This is a genomic window from Winogradskyella psychrotolerans (assembly GCF_018860545.1).
GTDB classification, from domain to species: Bacteria; Bacteroidota; Bacteroidia; order Flavobacteriales; family Flavobacteriaceae; genus Winogradskyella; species Winogradskyella psychrotolerans_A.
The window spans coordinates 313,984-328,916 of record NZ_JAHKPN010000002.1 but is presented as its reverse complement, the minus strand read 5'-3'; the positions used below and the strand labels follow the sequence as shown (position 1 = coordinate 328,916).

Annotated in this window: 10 protein-coding genes; 8 read left to right on the top strand and 2 right to left on the bottom strand. The window is 34.0% G+C overall.

What is annotated here, in order from left to right:
- Positions 1-141 precede the first annotated feature (141 nt).
- Positions 142-3,660: a TraB/GumN family protein gene (locus KO515_RS01355; RefSeq protein WP_215934576.1), complete on the top strand. Its 3,519-nt coding sequence runs from the start codon at positions 142-144 to the stop codon at positions 3,658-3,660.
- Here the strand turns inward: KO515_RS01355 and KO515_RS01350 are convergent.
- Positions 3,657-4,556, bottom strand: coding sequence for a helix-turn-helix transcriptional regulator (locus KO515_RS01350; protein WP_215934575.1), 900 nt, complete (start codon positions 4,554-4,556; stop codon positions 3,657-3,659). The genes KO515_RS01355 and KO515_RS01350 overlap by 4 nt on opposite strands.
- A 209-nt stretch (positions 4,557-4,765) precedes the next feature.
- Between KO515_RS01350 and hemA the strand changes: the two genes are divergently transcribed.
- The 7 genes from hemA to KO515_RS01315 all read left to right on the top strand — a co-directional run bounded on the left by hemA (position 4,766) and on the right by KO515_RS01315 (position 12,226).
- Positions 4,766-6,013 (top strand): glutamyl-tRNA reductase, encoded by a 1,248-nt coding sequence (hemA, locus tag KO515_RS01345; protein WP_215934574.1) that lies wholly within the window; start codon positions 4,766-4,768, stop codon positions 6,011-6,013.
- Entirely contained in the window at positions 6,006-7,586 is a 1,581-nt protein-coding gene (gene hemC / locus KO515_RS01340) for a hydroxymethylbilane synthase (RefSeq protein ID WP_215934573.1), read from the top strand. Before hemA ends, hemC begins: the two co-directional genes overlap by 8 nt.
- 117 nt (positions 7,587-7,703) lie before the next feature.
- Entirely contained in the window at positions 7,704-8,735 is a 1,032-nt protein-coding gene (gene hemE / locus KO515_RS01335) for a uroporphyrinogen decarboxylase (protein ID WP_215934572.1), read from the top strand.
- A gap of 174 nt (positions 8,736-8,909) precedes the next feature.
- Positions 8,910-9,680 carry an EI24 domain-containing protein gene (locus KO515_RS01330; RefSeq protein WP_215934571.1) on the top strand — a complete coding sequence of 257 codons (771 nt, stop codon included), beginning with the start codon at positions 8,910-8,912 and terminating at the stop codon, positions 9,678-9,680.
- Complete coding sequence (locus tag KO515_RS01325; RefSeq protein WP_215934570.1) at positions 9,680-10,234, top strand: GNAT family N-acetyltransferase; 555 nt, start codon at positions 9,680-9,682, stop codon at positions 10,232-10,234. Before KO515_RS01330 ends, KO515_RS01325 begins: the two co-directional genes overlap by 1 nt.
- Before the next feature lie 655 nt (positions 10,235-10,889).
- Positions 10,890-11,792, top strand: coding sequence for an oxygen-dependent coproporphyrinogen oxidase (gene hemF / locus KO515_RS18760; protein WP_252723756.1), 903 nt, complete (start codon positions 10,890-10,892; stop codon positions 11,790-11,792).
- A gap of 47 nt (positions 11,793-11,839) precedes the next feature.
- Entirely contained in the window at positions 11,840-12,226 is a 387-nt protein-coding gene (locus tag KO515_RS01315) for a YchJ family protein (RefSeq protein ID WP_215934568.1), read from the top strand.
- A 67-nt stretch (positions 12,227-12,293) separates the two neighbouring features.
- Here the strand turns inward: KO515_RS01315 and KO515_RS01310 are convergent, their stop codons facing one another.
- On the bottom strand, positions 12,294-14,930 hold the full coding sequence (locus KO515_RS01310; RefSeq protein ID WP_215934567.1) for a DEAD/DEAH box helicase family protein: 2,637 nt from the start codon (positions 14,928-14,930) through the stop codon (positions 12,294-12,296).
- Between the last annotated feature and the right edge of the window lie 3 nt (positions 14,931-14,933).

The following is a 14,933-nucleotide window of genomic DNA, read 5'->3' as shown; positions in this document are numbered from 1 at the left end:
AGTATCTTAAAATATTTTAGTTACTTTTAAGTTATACTCACTAATTGAATAGTTTTATGACTTACTTTTTATCGAGTTTAACAAAATCTTTAAAGCTGTTTAAATGATTTAAATTACTTTACAAGTCTTGATTACTTTTTTATGAAAAAATACTTCTCATTATTTCTTATTTTATTTACCATAGTTGCCTTTTCTCAGCAACAATATCAGAGTCTACTTTGGAAAATTACCGGAAATGGTCTCGAAAAACCATCCTACCTATATGGCACTATGCACGTGAGCAAAAAAGTAGCTTTTAGATTAGACGATGTGTTTTATAAAGCTTTAAATCAGAGCGATTGTATTGCCTTAGAATCCGATCCGACAACTTGGCCAGGTTTTAATTATGATATGATGGTTGGCCAAATGGGCGCTTATAACAATTACAACGAGGATTTCTATACCAATCTTTTTAAACTAACCCATCCTGAAGAAATGGCGATTAGAGGTTCCGTTCGTATGGATAATAATGCTGTGAATGCTTATCTATACCGTAAAAGTAGCGCTTCAGATAATTTTGAAGAAGAAACCTATTTAGATATGTTTATTTTTCAAGCAGGAAAGAAAAACGATAAAAACATATATGCTTTAGAAGATTTGGAAGAGTCACGATACCTAACCACTAAAGCCGCTTATAATGCGAATAAAAAAGAAATAGACCCTTGGGTTCAAAAATTGTATACCAAAGAAAATGCCTATTTAATTCAAGAAAACTTATATCGCGATCGAAATTTGGACTTGTTAGATTCTATTGGTGCTGGTGTCAATACAGAATTCTTTAGAGAAAACATGTTGTATATCCGTAACGAAAATATGGTGGTGTCTTTAGAAAAATTAATGCCAACGAAATCCGTTTTTGCAGGCGTTGGTGCAGCACACTTACCTGGTGAACATGGTATGATTAATATGTTGCGTAAAAGAGGTTATACTGTAAAAGCGTTAACGTCTGAGCAAACCGATTATAGCAAAACGGAGAAAACAAAACTCGATAGTCTTTTTATTACACCAGCACTTAAAAATCACAGCACTCCAGATGGATTTTTAAGCATCAATACCTACGATGAGTTACGTGAACTGTCTTATGGAGGACAAAAATATTATCTAGATCCAGACATGACCAATGGCGCCTATTTGACTTTAAATAGAATTAGTCGTTTTGCCTATTTACCTAACGAAAAAGCAACAATTACACTAAAAGAAATTGACCATTTACTATACGAAGATATTCCTGGTGATATCATTAAAAAAGAAGAATTAACCACTCCTTATCCTGGCATTAGTATCGTTAATAAAACCAAAAAAGGAGAATTTCAGAAGTATCATATCTACCAAACTCCATTAGAAATTATTGTCATTAAATTTGCAGGACGTAGTGATTTTGTACTAAAACATGAAGCAAAAATCTTCAATTCATTAACCCTAAAAGAACCTTCTAACGAAACTCAATTATTTGTGTCTCCTGAGAAAAAATTTCAAGTTAATTTTCCTAAATATTACATTTCTAGTAATATGAATAATTATGGAAAAAAGCTATTGGAAGGCTATAAAGACGATGCCTACTATTTTCTTGAAGAAGCTGTTTTAAATGATATAACCTATATAGAAGAAGATAGTTTTGAGGCTAAATATTTTCATCATGCCTTATACAAAAATTACAAGTTAACTGAAGCCGAAGGAGGTTTCAAAGCTGGCGACTATAAAACGTATGAGTCTAATGCTATTTTAGATGCAGACACTGACAAAAGGTTATATCTAAAAACCATTGTAAAAGATGGGAGCTACTATTTGTTAGGTTATGTTGGTACAAATGCTACGGACAAATCGGACTTTTTCAAATCGTTTAAATTTAATAAAACGGATTATTCAGGTTTTGAAAAAGTGATTGACACCTCCTTACATTTTTCTGTTAACACCAGTGGTAAAGCACCTTTACCAAATCCGTACAACTATAATTACAATAACGGTAAAAAAGCGAAGGATTATGAACAGACGATGAATGAAACGGTTTATTCTACTGACGCTAACGAGCAAATTTTTGTCTACAGAACAAAGTTTCACGATTTACAGATGTTTCATAATGTTGATAGTCTTTGGAACGATTTAGAAGAAAAAGTAAATTATAAATCACATTATTACAAAACAGAAAAAGCATTTCATATTGCCAATCGATCTTCCACTAAAACTGATGATGGTAATTATACGCATAGCTTTAGTTACACAGATTCTTCAAGTGCTAAGCAAGTCTTGGTCAAAAACATTCTAAAAGAAGGAGTTCTTTTTGAACTGAAAGCGCTAATAGATTCCATAAGTGGCCCTTCTCAATTTGTGACTGAATTTTACGAGTCATTCACACCAAAAGACACCCTTTTAGGCAAGAGTGTATTAACCGATAAAACCCATCAATTTTTTGAAGCCTTAAGAGCAAAAGATAGTATTATATTAGAATCTTATGACCTTATTAAATTTAAGAAGCATAATGTTAAAGACATTGTTTCTATTCTGAAGGATTTTGAATTTGACAAAGACCGTTTAGATATCAAATCGTATCTCGTAGAACAACTTATAAGCATTGATTTAAACAATAATTTACCATTTCTAAAGCAATTGTATCACGGTAGTTATTCCGATCCGCAAACTCAAATTTCTATTTTAGAAGGCTTATTAGATTCTAATACAAAGGAGTCTTACGCGATTGCTTTAGAATTAATGGAGCGCGATTTACCTTTAGGAAGTGTTGGCAGCATGTTCTATAATTACAAAGGCAAAGATTCTTTGGATTTAAAAGCCTCATTATTCCCTAAGATATTAGAATACAGCACCATACAAGAATACAAACAACCACTTTACACTTTACTTGCCAAAGTAAAAGACAGTGGATTAGTAAAGCAAAAGACCTATAAAAAATATAAAAATCAGCTGATCAATGATGCTAAAATGGAAATTAAGCGGAATTTAAGCACCTATAATAATTATGGTTATAATTCGTATTCTCATAACCTGTCAACTTATGTAAGACTAATTTTTCCATATAGAAAAGAACGCACTGCCCAAGACTTTTTTGAAAAACTAATGAGTGTCGATGACGTCAATGCCTTAGTAAAATATTACATTCTACTAACTAAAGCTAAAGAGCCAATTCCGGCTAGACTAAACGAAAAGCTCTTAGACGATGAGGAAAATCAATATTTAGTTTTAGAAGAATTAGACGACGCAAAACTTTTAAAAAGTTTAAAATCTCTGAATATCAATCAACAACAATTTGCCAAATCTAAACTCTTATCTGACGCTAATTTCGAAAAAGAACAAGACTCTATTGCGTTTCTTTTTAAACGCGATTTTGTAACCGATAAAGGCAAAAACGCTGTCATGTATTTCTTTAAAATAGATAAAGACGATGAGTATTCTGGCAAAGTTGAAGCCTTACATTACATCTCATTTATTAAACCAAAAGACCCAAATAAAGTGGTTGTAGATTATTATTCTAAATCTGAAAGTTATGGTACTGTCGTAGATAAGACAAAAGAACTAGAAGAGCAATATATTGAAATTCTTAACCTAGCGATTTATAAGGATAGACAACGTGTAACACCAACTGGTGGTGATGGGTATTATGATTATTAACTCGAAGCCGTAATATACTTTTTAGGCGTCGTCCCAAATTTCTTTTTAAAAGCCGCAATAAAATGGCTTCCTGTGCTGTACCCTACTTTTAGTCCCACTTCGTTGACATTATAATCGCCAGATTCTAAAAGTTTACGTGCCACTTCCATTTTATAATCGAATAGAAAACTAAAAACCGAATCGCCATAAATCTGCTTAAACCCTTCTTTTAATTTTTTGAGACTTAGACCTATATCATCTGCTAACTCTTGCAACGTTGGTGGTTCTGCCATATTAGCGATAATGATGTCTTTTGCTTTTTTTAGTTTCGCCACATTAACCTCATCTACTAAATAAGGACATTGTTCAATATCGGCATCTTCACTTCGGTTAAAAAACAGACTTAATAATTCGTACGCTTTCCCTTTAAAGTATAAGGATTTAATAGAACTATTAAGATTAAAACTGATGAGCTGATTTAAAACCACAGCCATTGAAGGTGATATTTTGCCGTCTTTGTAATATTTTTTGTCCTTATTATCATCAGTTAAAAAGGTGACATAATTGGCGTCGTTAGAAAATAAACCATGAAATTTTTTAATAGAAATTACCAAAGACACCAACCAAGAATGTGGTTTCAATTCTAAATGAATCGGTAAATCACGTTGCGGATTGTATAATAATAAAGACGTTTCCTCATCAATATTCAAGGTATAATTACCTTGATTAAACATAAAAGCAGCAGAACCTTTACTACAAAAATGAAACTGAATATAACTACTATCAATCTCGCGCTCAATAACTTTAGTATGATCACTATCATTTTTGCTGGTTAATACAATAAAACCGTCTTCAATATTAATTTCATCAAAAGTACCTTGAGCGTTACTTTTTAAAGCCGAATTTTCTGATTTCATTTCCACACTATTTAGATTGGTTCTAAACTAAGACTATGAAAAGCCCTGATTTCTCTACAAAAGTATGATATTTATCACCTTTCACCGAAAAAGCACTAGAAAAAACCACAATCGATACTTAAAGTTCTTCTAGCGTTATTTTTTTATAAATATCAAAATTACATTTGCGCTGTTACTTTCCTAAGTCAGGTAAACGAGTAAAGCAACACATGCCAAACAGAAGCAAATATTTTTACGCTATAGGTCTCAGCTATAAAAAAGCTGACGCGCGCGTACGTGGTCATTTTAGTTTAAGTGATGATGCAAAACAAAACGTTTTGTCTCAAGCGAAACAAAATGGCGTAGAAAGCCTATTGGCGATTTCTACATGTAACAGAACTGAACTTTACGGTTTTGCAGAACACCCTTTTCAATTGATTCAGCTCTTATGTGATAACACCAAAGGAACGGTTGAAGAATTTAGAGAGGTGGCCTACGTACATAAAAACAAAGACGCCATTAACCACATGTTTCGTGTAGGTTCTGGTTTAGATAGTCAGATTCTTGGCGATTTTGAAATTATAAGTCAGCTTAAATTTGGTGCGAAAGCCTCTCGTAAAGTCGGTTTATTAAATTCATTTACGGAGCGCTTAGTGAATTCTGTAATTCAAGCGAGTAAGCGCATTAAAAACGAAACGGAATTATCTTCTGGCGCAACATCGGTTTCTTTTGCCTCTGTTCAGTACATCATGAATAACGTAGAAACCATTTCTGAAAAGAATATTCTACTCTTCGGAACAGGAAAAATAGGAAGAAATACTTGTGAGAATTTAGTAAAACACACTAAAAATTCTCATATTACCTTAATAAACAGAACAAAAACGAAAGCTGAAGAAGTTGCTGGTAAATTTAATCTAGTTGTAAAAGATTACGACAATTTAACCGAAGAACTTAATGCTTCAGATATCGTTATTGTGGCTACAGGAGCACAAAACCCAACGGTATATAAGTCTTTAATTTCAACTGAAAAACCTTTATTGGTTTTAGATTTATCAATTCCAAAGAATGTTAACGAAGATATTAGAGACCTTTCTAATATCACTTTAGTTCATTTAGACGATTTAGCTAAAATCACAGATGATACTTTAGAAAAACGAAAAGCATTTATTCCTGATGCCGAATCTATAATAGAAGACATTACAACCGAATTTAATGCTTGGTTAGATACTTTGAAATTCGTTCCAACCATTCAGGCTATAAAACATAAATTGACAGATTTTAAAAATTCTGAATTCAATACACAACGTAAAAAAATGGCTGATTTTAATGAAGATCAAGCCGAATTGATTACAAATAATTTGATTCAGAAAATCACAAATCAGTTTGCACATCACTTAAGAGAAGACAGTAATTCTTCCGACGAAAGCATTGAGCTTATCAAAAAAATATTTCAGTTAGAAACTACCGATAATGTCTAAAATAATTCGCATTGGCACACGCGACAGCCAGCTCGCTATGTGGCAAGCAAAAACTGTTCAATCTCAACTTGAACATTTAGGTCACAAAACCGTTCTCGTCCCTGTAAAATCAACAGGAGATTTAGTTCTCGATAAACCTTTGTACGAACTAGGTATCACAGGAATTTTCACGAAGACCTTAGATATCGCCATGCTCAAAGGCAGTATTGATATTGCGGTGCATTCGCTTAAAGATGTCCCAACCGTCTTACCAAAAGGGATTGTACAAGGCGCTGTTTTAAAACGAGGCAACATCAATGACACTTTGGTTTTTAAAGATAATGAAGAATTTTTATCGGCTAGAGATGCCGTCATTGCCACCGGAAGTTTAAGACGTCGCGCACAATGGCTCAACCGTTACCCAACGCATACCATTGTTGGTTTGCGCGGCAACGTGAATTCTAGATTAGAAAAACTTGAAACTAACGACGATTGGAATGGAGCCATTTTCGCAGGAGCAGGTTTAGGGCGTTTAAACCTTACACCAGAAAATTCAATTAATTTAAGTTGGATGATTCCTGCGCCAGCACAAGGAGCTGTTATGGTTACGGCTTTAGAATCCGATGAAGAGACCAGAGCAATTCTTTCGGAAATTAATGACGAAGTTACTCAAATTTGCACCTCAATTGAGCGCGAATTCCTAAATCGCCTAGAAGGTGGCTGTACAGCACCTATCGGAGCCATATGTTATATTAACAAAGAGGAAGAAGTTAATTTTAAAGGTATTCTTTTAAGTAAGGATGGTAGTAAAAAGATTGAAGTTACTAAAGTTGCTGCTTTAGGAAGTCACCATAACATTGCTGAATTCTGTGCCGATTATATCATTGGAAAAGGTGGTAAAGTCTTAATTGACGAATTAACACAGGGTGATAAAATCACGAATATTTATTCTACCAAACAATTAACTAACGATCAGAAAGCGTTGTTTCATGATGATGTTGTCGCTGAAAGTAATGACGATATTAAAATTAATCCTAATCGACTGAGTAAAACTATCATTCGTAACGAAATTGAGAACGTTATTATTACGAGTCAAAATACTGTAGAATCATTACTTACTAATTTTTCAGCTGTAGAATTACAATTCAAAAATATTTATTGTGTAGGTCGAAAGACTAAGCGCATGGTTGAAAAACGTATTGGAAAAGTAAAACATTACGAGCAATACGCTAAAGATTTAGCCAAGCACATGGCTGAATACATGGATGGTACCGAAGCCACCTATTTCTGTAGTAATTTGAGATTAGATACTATTCCAGATATTTTATCTGAAAACAATATTAAAGTTAACGAAGTTGAAGCTTATGAAACAAAGCTTGACGCAAAAAAAGTGGAAGGAGACTTAGATGGAGTTATGTTTTATAGTCCTTCTACCGTTCAAAGTTTCTTAAAGCAGAATAAGGCAAAAGGTATTGCATTTTGTATTGGAGAAACGACAGCAACAGAAGCTAGAAAGTATTTTGAAGAGGTGAGGGTTGCTAAAGTACCTTTGGTTGAGAGTGTTGTGGAGCTGGTGAATGCGTTTTATGAATAGTTGTTGGCTTTTGGCCTTTAGCTGTTAGCACCACTGTTGTCATTCCTGCGTTGGCAGGAATCCAAAATAATAAAGTCTAATTAAATAGATTCCTGCCTTCGCAGGAATGACAGAAATATGATAAAGAACGATTTATTCCTAAGAGCATTAAAAGGTGAAACTGTAGAACGTCCACCAGTTTGGATGATGCGTCAAGCAGGTCGCTATTTACCTGAGTTTATGGAAATCAAAGCGAAATATGATTTCTTTACACGTTGCCAAACACCAGAATTAGCAAGTGAAATTACAGTTCAACCGATTCGTCGTTACGGCATGGATGCTGCTATTTTGTTTTCAGATATTTTAGTGATTCCTCAAGCGATGAATATTGAGGTACAGATGAAACCTAATTTTGGACCTTATTTACCAAATCCTATTCGTTCTCAAAAAGATGTAGATAACGTCATTGTTCCAGATGTAAAAGAGGCTTTAAACTATGTTTACGAAGCTATCAAAGCGACTAAAGAAAAACTAAACGATGAGATTCCATTAATTGGTTTCGCAGGTTCACCATGGACAATTCTATGTTATTGCGTGCAAGGTCAAGGGTCTAAAAACTTTGATAAAGCTAAAGAATTTTGTTTCACCAATCCAATTGCAGCACATCAATTATTACAAAAAATTACAGATACCACTATTGCTTATCTTAAAGAAAAAGTAAAAGCGGGTTGTAATGCTGTACAAGTATTCGATTCTTGGGGAGGTATGTTATCACCAGTAGATTATCAAGAATTTTCATGGCAATATATTCAACAAATTATTGATGCCTTAAAAGATGATGCACCAGTTATTGCCTTCGGAAAAGGGTGTTGGTTTGCATTAGATTCGATGGCAAAATCTGGAGCTTCAGCTTTAGGAGTCGATTGGACATGCTCTGCAAGAAACGCTCGTTACTTAACTGGTGGGAATATCACTTTACAAGGTAATTTTGACCCTACGCGTTTATTTTCGCCACCAGAAGAGATTAAAAAGATGGTGACCCAAATGATTAATGAGTTTGGAAAAGATAAATACATCGTTAATTTAGGTCATGGTATTTTACCAAATATTCCTTTAGATAATGCTAAGGCATTTATTGATGCGGTAAAAGAATATAAAAGCCCATCCTAGCCTCCCCAGTTGGGAAGGAACTCAAAGTCAGCCGGCTTACTCATTTAAAAAAAGTGTTTAAATAGTCTTAGCTTTGAAATGAACTTTTAAAGCATAATGAGTTTAGACAATCAATTATTGTAACTTAAAGCCTGTTTTTGCGTCTTTTAAGTAATCATCATCAAAAACAATAATATGATCAATAACATATTAAAAGGTATACAAGCCTACACAGGAGCTTTCGCTTTAATTTCTAAATTAAAACTTTGGAAATATTTTGCCATTCCTATAATCATTAGTGTTATAACGGCATTTATAATTGGTCTATCTGCTTACGGATTATCTGATAACATAGGTCGATTTATTGCAAAAATTTGGTTTTGGGAATGGGGAAAAGAAACCTTTACGACCATCTCAACGTTTATAGGAGGTATTGTTGTAATTGCCATCGGCTTAATTTTATACAAACACATCATCATGGCATTATCCGCGCCATTTATGAGTCCGGTTTCAGAAAAAATCGAAGCACATTTAACAGGAATAGAACAACACAATCACAGAAACACATCCTTTAAAGACCAGCTATGGCGTGGGATAAGAATTAATATCCGGAATTTAGCCAAAGAACTATTGGTCACGATTCCTATTTTACTTTTAAATTTTATCCCATTAATTGGAAACATCGCTTCATCTGTAATATTATTCTTAGTGCAATCCTACTATGCGGGTTTTGGTAATATGGATTACACCTTAGAACGTCATTTTAAATACAGAGAGAGCATCAATTTTGTTGGACGATATAAAGGCATTGCTATAGGAAATGGAATGGTCTTTATGTTGTTTTTATTAATTCCGGTTATTGGTGTTATTTTGGTTTTACCTTTAAGCGTAACAGCCTCTTCTGTGAATACCGTGAAATTATTAGAACAAGAAAGATTCTTGAATCAAAATAGCATCACAGTATAATGATTGCCAAATTTGATACATTTGAGATTCATCCTATTCACGAAGGCGATGCTTGGAAAGTTTGTAATTTCATAATCGCAAACGAAGACCGCTTAAAACGTTATTTCCCAAAAACCTTAGAACAAAACCTTACCCCAACATTATCACAATTGTTTGTAGAACAAAAAGTGAAGCAATTTGAAAATGACGAAGAATTTTTATTCACTTTAAAACATTCCGAAACAAGAGCACTCGCAGGACTCATTTACATCAAAGAACTCGATTGGGACACTAAACAAGGTGAATTTGCCTATTGCATTGGCTATCCGTTTGAAGGGCAAGGATTAACTTCTAAAGCAATTCAACATTTATCGGGCTACGCTTTTACTAATTTAGGATTAGAAACCCTTCAAATTATTGCACATAAAGACAATTTACCAAGCGTAAAAGTGGCTTTGAAAACTAATTTTAAATGGGTTAAAACTTTAATTAATGAGTTTACACCAACAGGAGAAGCGCCTTTGGATATGGAGTTGTATGAATTATACAATCCAAGTGAATCAACTAAGACCTAGCAGGTTTTTCAAATCTAGCAGGTCTGGTCATTACACAAAACAAGACTAATCCTCTAACAATATGGAATTACTAAAAAAAGAAAATTACTATCATATTTATAATCGTGGAATCAATAGCGAAACTATTTTTCAGGATGAAAATAATATGGCTTATTTTCTAAAATTAGTATCTAAATATTTAAGCCCAAAAGTTAATATTTTAGCCTACTGTCTACTCAACAATCATTTTCATTTCACCATTGAAGTGACTTCAGAAACCAAAGAAGTCAACCAAGCGTTTTCAAATTTGTTTAATGCTTACACTAAAGCCTATAATAAGCAGAATTTTAGAACAGGCGCTTTGTTTGAACGCCCTTTTAAAAGAAAACAAATTAAAGATGAAAATTACCTGAAACAACTCATTTTATATATTCATAAAAATCCAGAAAATCATAAGATTGTTGAAGATTTTCAAACTTATAAGTTTTCTTCATATAAATCATTCTTTTCTGAAAAAGAAACATTAATCAGTAGAAAAAAATTATATATCATTCAACTTTTTGATACTTTAGAAAATTTTAGGTCAACACATAGTAATAAAACATCAACAGAATTAAATATGGAATATGATGATGATTCTAGACCTGCTAGGTTTGAAAAACCTGCTAGGTCTTCAATGAAAGACAAATTCTTCAACTACATCCACCAATTACAAGACACCATCACTTCTAAACTAGAGGAAATCGATGGTAAAGCCAAATTCCAAGAAGACATCTGGGAACGCCCTGAAGGTGGCGGCGGAAGAACACGCGTTATAGAACATGGAAATGTTTTTGAAAAAGGAGGCGTTAATATTTCTGGTGTTCACGGCAAATTACCAGATTCTATGCAAAAATACTTTGGTGTAGAAGACGCTGATTTCTTTGCTTGTGGATTAAGTTTAGTCTTACATCCTACAAATCCGATGGTGCCAACAGTACATGCCAATTGGCGCTATTTTGAAATGTATGATAAAGACGGAAACATTGTTGACCAATGGTTTGGTGGTGGACAAGATTTAACGCCTTACTATTTATTTGAAGATGATGCCAAACACTTTCATCAAACGTGCAAAACGGCTTGCGACAAACATAACCCTGAGTTTTACCCAAAATACAAATCGCGTTGCGATGAATACTTTTACAATGCTCATCGAAATGAAGGTCGTGGTTTAGGCGGTTTATTTTTCGATTATTGTAAAGCTACAGACGACATGAGCATGCAAAATTGGTACGACTTCGTCACTGAAGTTGGAGATAGTTTCCTTGAAGCTTATGTACCAATTGTTGAAAAACGAAAAACGCTAGACTACACCAAAGCGCAACGCGATTGGCAAGAAATCAGAAGAGGACGTTATGTAGAATTTAATTTAGTTCACGATAAAGGCACTTTATTCGGACTCAAAACCAATGGACGCATAGAAAGTATCTTAATGAGTTTACCACCACATGTACAATGGGTTTACGACCATCAACCAGAAACTGGAAGTGAAGAAGAAAAACTGATTAAGGTCTTACAAAACCCTGTGGATTGGGTATAAACAGTTCACACTATCTCAGACCTAGCAGGTCTTAAAAAACAGCAACAATGAACTGCCACTGCGGAAATACCGAAACCTACCAAGAGTGCTGCGAAGTTTTCCATCGCAACAACGGAAAAACAGACACAGCCGAACAACTGATGCGTTCTAGATATTCCGCTTTTGTCCTTGCCAATGGCGATTATTTAATGGTAACACATCACAGTTCTACACGACCAACAAAAGACAAAAAAGCCATTGTAAAATGGGCAAAATCTGTGCAATGGATACGACTAGAGGTTTTAGAAACCACAAACGGAACGGAAATAGACAATAAAGGCACGGTAACCTTTAACGCCTATTTTTTTGAAAATGGAAACGTAGAGGTCATCCATGAAAAATCGGCCTTTGTGAAAGAGAATGGGCATTGGTTTTATTTAGGGTTGAGTGACTAAACAGTAAAACTAAGCCCTGACCTTGCAGGTTTTAAAAAACTAGCAGGTCTGCATGATAATCATAATATCACTTCCAAACCATAACTTCCTTGGTCACCTCTTTAAAAGCATTATACACATGAAACAATCGTGCTTTTAAAAGTAGTTTCCGACCTTCTATACGACGTGTAAATATGAGTTTTGTTTTTCCAAAGTAAGAATTCCAATACTTCTGAAATACTAATGCATTTTCCTTTTTATCGCCAAACAATTCTGGAACAGGATAGAAATTTTCAACATCTAAACGTTTTCTGAAAAGATTCGATTTTATAATTAAATATCTAGGCGATTCAATCGGTTCTAAAAGTTCACTTAAAGCTTTGGCGAATAATGAATTTTCGAGCGCATTGGCACCAACCAAATTACAAACCACATCACCTTTTCTTAATAGATAGGAATTTACCTGAATATCATTTCTATTTGAAGTGATATAGCCTAAGTCATTCAAAGTGTCAAGAATTGCTAATCCCATTTTACCAATCTTTTTATAGAGGTAACCATGACGTATAAATAGCTTTAGAGCTTTAATCAACTTATAACCAAAGACACCAATGAAACCAGCTAGAAGTGTATAAATAAAATAGACAACACCGCGTTGTAAAATAAGATGGAAACTTTGTAAAACAAATTCTACATAAAAGAGCATCATGGTAAATAATAGTTCTACTACAAAAAAGCGAAGCGCATCAAAATAATAAATCTGTTTTTGAGCTTTAAAAGGTCGTTTTCCTGAATGTAAAATTTTGACCTCTTTGGTCAACTTTGTTCCTTTTCCGATTGCGTTATTCCATTTTTCGGTGATGAGGTTTCGTTTTGTAGCACGATTTATTGTAGAAGTATTTAAAGTTTCTATCGATTCTACATTAATTTCGTCAGGAATATTTAAGCGTTCAAAACCATTTGAAATAAAAGGAATGGTACTATTGGTAACACCTACAAACGCTTCAAAGCGTCGTTTTAAAGTATCAACCTCTTTTCCACCATCTAAAGCCGTTGGGTCCACACAAGCCAAATGCCAAATGTTTCCGGTTTTGTTGGGCGAATCGGCATCTTTTCTAATCGCGCGTCCGCGCATTTGATTAGACGATACAAACGAGCCAATAAAAGATGCCAAAATTAAACTGTTAATAGATGGTGCATCCCAACCCTCACCCAACAAGGATTTTGTACCAATGAGCACTTTAATGTGTCCCGATTCAAAAAGTTGTGTAATAATGCTGACAATGGAATTTTTGGGTTTACCTTTTGAAGTTACTAGTAAGAATGAATCGCCTATTTGTAATGGTGAAAACGAAAAATTATCCAATGATTCAATCGCTTCAAAAGCCTCTAAAATAGATTGATGAAGGATAACAATACTGCCCGAAAGCACCGCTAATTCTTCGGGTTTATCGCAATAATGACGTACATATTGAAAAATAGGAAGCACACCAATTTTGTCTATGTTTTCTATTTCAGCTTCTTTGATGGTTAAGAATTCTTTCCGAATATAATCCGTTAGAATTACGCATCTCAAATCGCGTTTTAGAGTTTTCCTTTCAGCATTAACAATGCTAACAATACTTTTTAATTTACTCGGACTATTTGAAAGTGATTTATATAGTAACTGTTCTCCAATAAAATCGACCGAATTACGTTCAAAAACATTGAGTTTTCGTAATCGTTTTTCTAATGTTGCAATGTACTTTTCCTGCTCAATTAATTGTTCTCTATCGGAAACTAATAGATTCTGAAATAAAATTCCCAACCAATGTAAATCGAGCTCAGGAAACTGAATCATTTCTTGTTTTTCAAACCCTAAAACTTCTAATTTTTGATGGTCGATTTCAAAGCCACAAGCATATAAAAATATAAGAATGGCAGAAAAATAGTCGGTATTTGCATAGAGTTCATCCAAATGCCAATTCGGGCTTTTATAAAAACGATGCTCAATTAAAAAGTTGATAAACGCATCATCCTTTAATAATTCATCTTTATAATCGGCAATATTCCGTCTGTAATCGACGATAAAATTTATCTCTAAATCTTCAGGTTTGGAGAGATACACAAAATCTTGATGTGGACTTAAATCGCCTTCACGCACCAAATCTGGCACCGCAATTTCATCATCAACTTCACCACAAAGCGTGAAATACTTAGACACTTCGGCTCTACTGCTATCGTAAGGTGGTGTTGCCGTGAGCGCAACCATATAAAACTCAGCATTACGTTTTAAGTCCATGAGGCAGTTCCACCATGCATTTTTTAAATGATGGGCTTCATCTAAAACTAAGGTTTCAATATTGTGTTTTTTAAAGAATTGGTAATAGTCGTTTTTATCTTCAAAGGTTTTGTAAAACGCATGAAGCGACTGATATGTAGAAAACGTAACATCGCTTGGTTTTTTAATGTCGAATGAATAGGCTTCAAAATCACAATTCTCAGTAAAAAAGTTTTGTAATCGGTCTTCCCATTGATTTCTAATGGTTAGTGTTGGTGCAAGGACTAACGTTTTCTTTCCTAATTTTCTAACGATTTCTAATCCTAAGATGGTTTTCCCAGAACCAGGAGGTGCAATAACATGAAAATGATGATCTTCAATATGAGTGCTAAAATGCTTTAAAAGTTCCGCTTGATAGCTTCTCCATGGAAAAATAAATTCTAAATCATCTAGGGATTTGAGCACTCA

Coding starts and splice junctions, on each gene's coding strand:
- KO515_RS01355 (WP_215934576.1), top strand. CDS start 142: ATGAAAAAATACTTCTCATTATTTCTTATTTTATTTACCATAGTTGCC.
- KO515_RS01350 (WP_215934575.1), bottom strand. CDS start 4,556: ATGAAATCAGAAAATTCGGCTTTAAAAAGTAACGCTCAAGGTACTTTT.
- hemA (WP_215934574.1), top strand. CDS start 4,766: ATGCCAAACAGAAGCAAATATTTTTACGCTATAGGTCTCAGCTATAAA.
- hemC (WP_215934573.1), top strand. CDS start 6,006: ATGTCTAAAATAATTCGCATTGGCACACGCGACAGCCAGCTCGCTATG.
- hemE (WP_215934572.1), top strand. CDS start 7,704: ATGATAAAGAACGATTTATTCCTAAGAGCATTAAAAGGTGAAACTGTA.
- KO515_RS01330 (WP_215934571.1), top strand. CDS start 8,910: ATGATCAATAACATATTAAAAGGTATACAAGCCTACACAGGAGCTTTC.
- KO515_RS01325 (WP_215934570.1), top strand. CDS start 9,680: ATGATTGCCAAATTTGATACATTTGAGATTCATCCTATTCACGAAGGC.
- hemF (WP_252723756.1), top strand. CDS start 10,890: ATGAAAGACAAATTCTTCAACTACATCCACCAATTACAAGACACCATC.
- KO515_RS01315 (WP_215934568.1), top strand. CDS start 11,840: ATGAACTGCCACTGCGGAAATACCGAAACCTACCAAGAGTGCTGCGAA.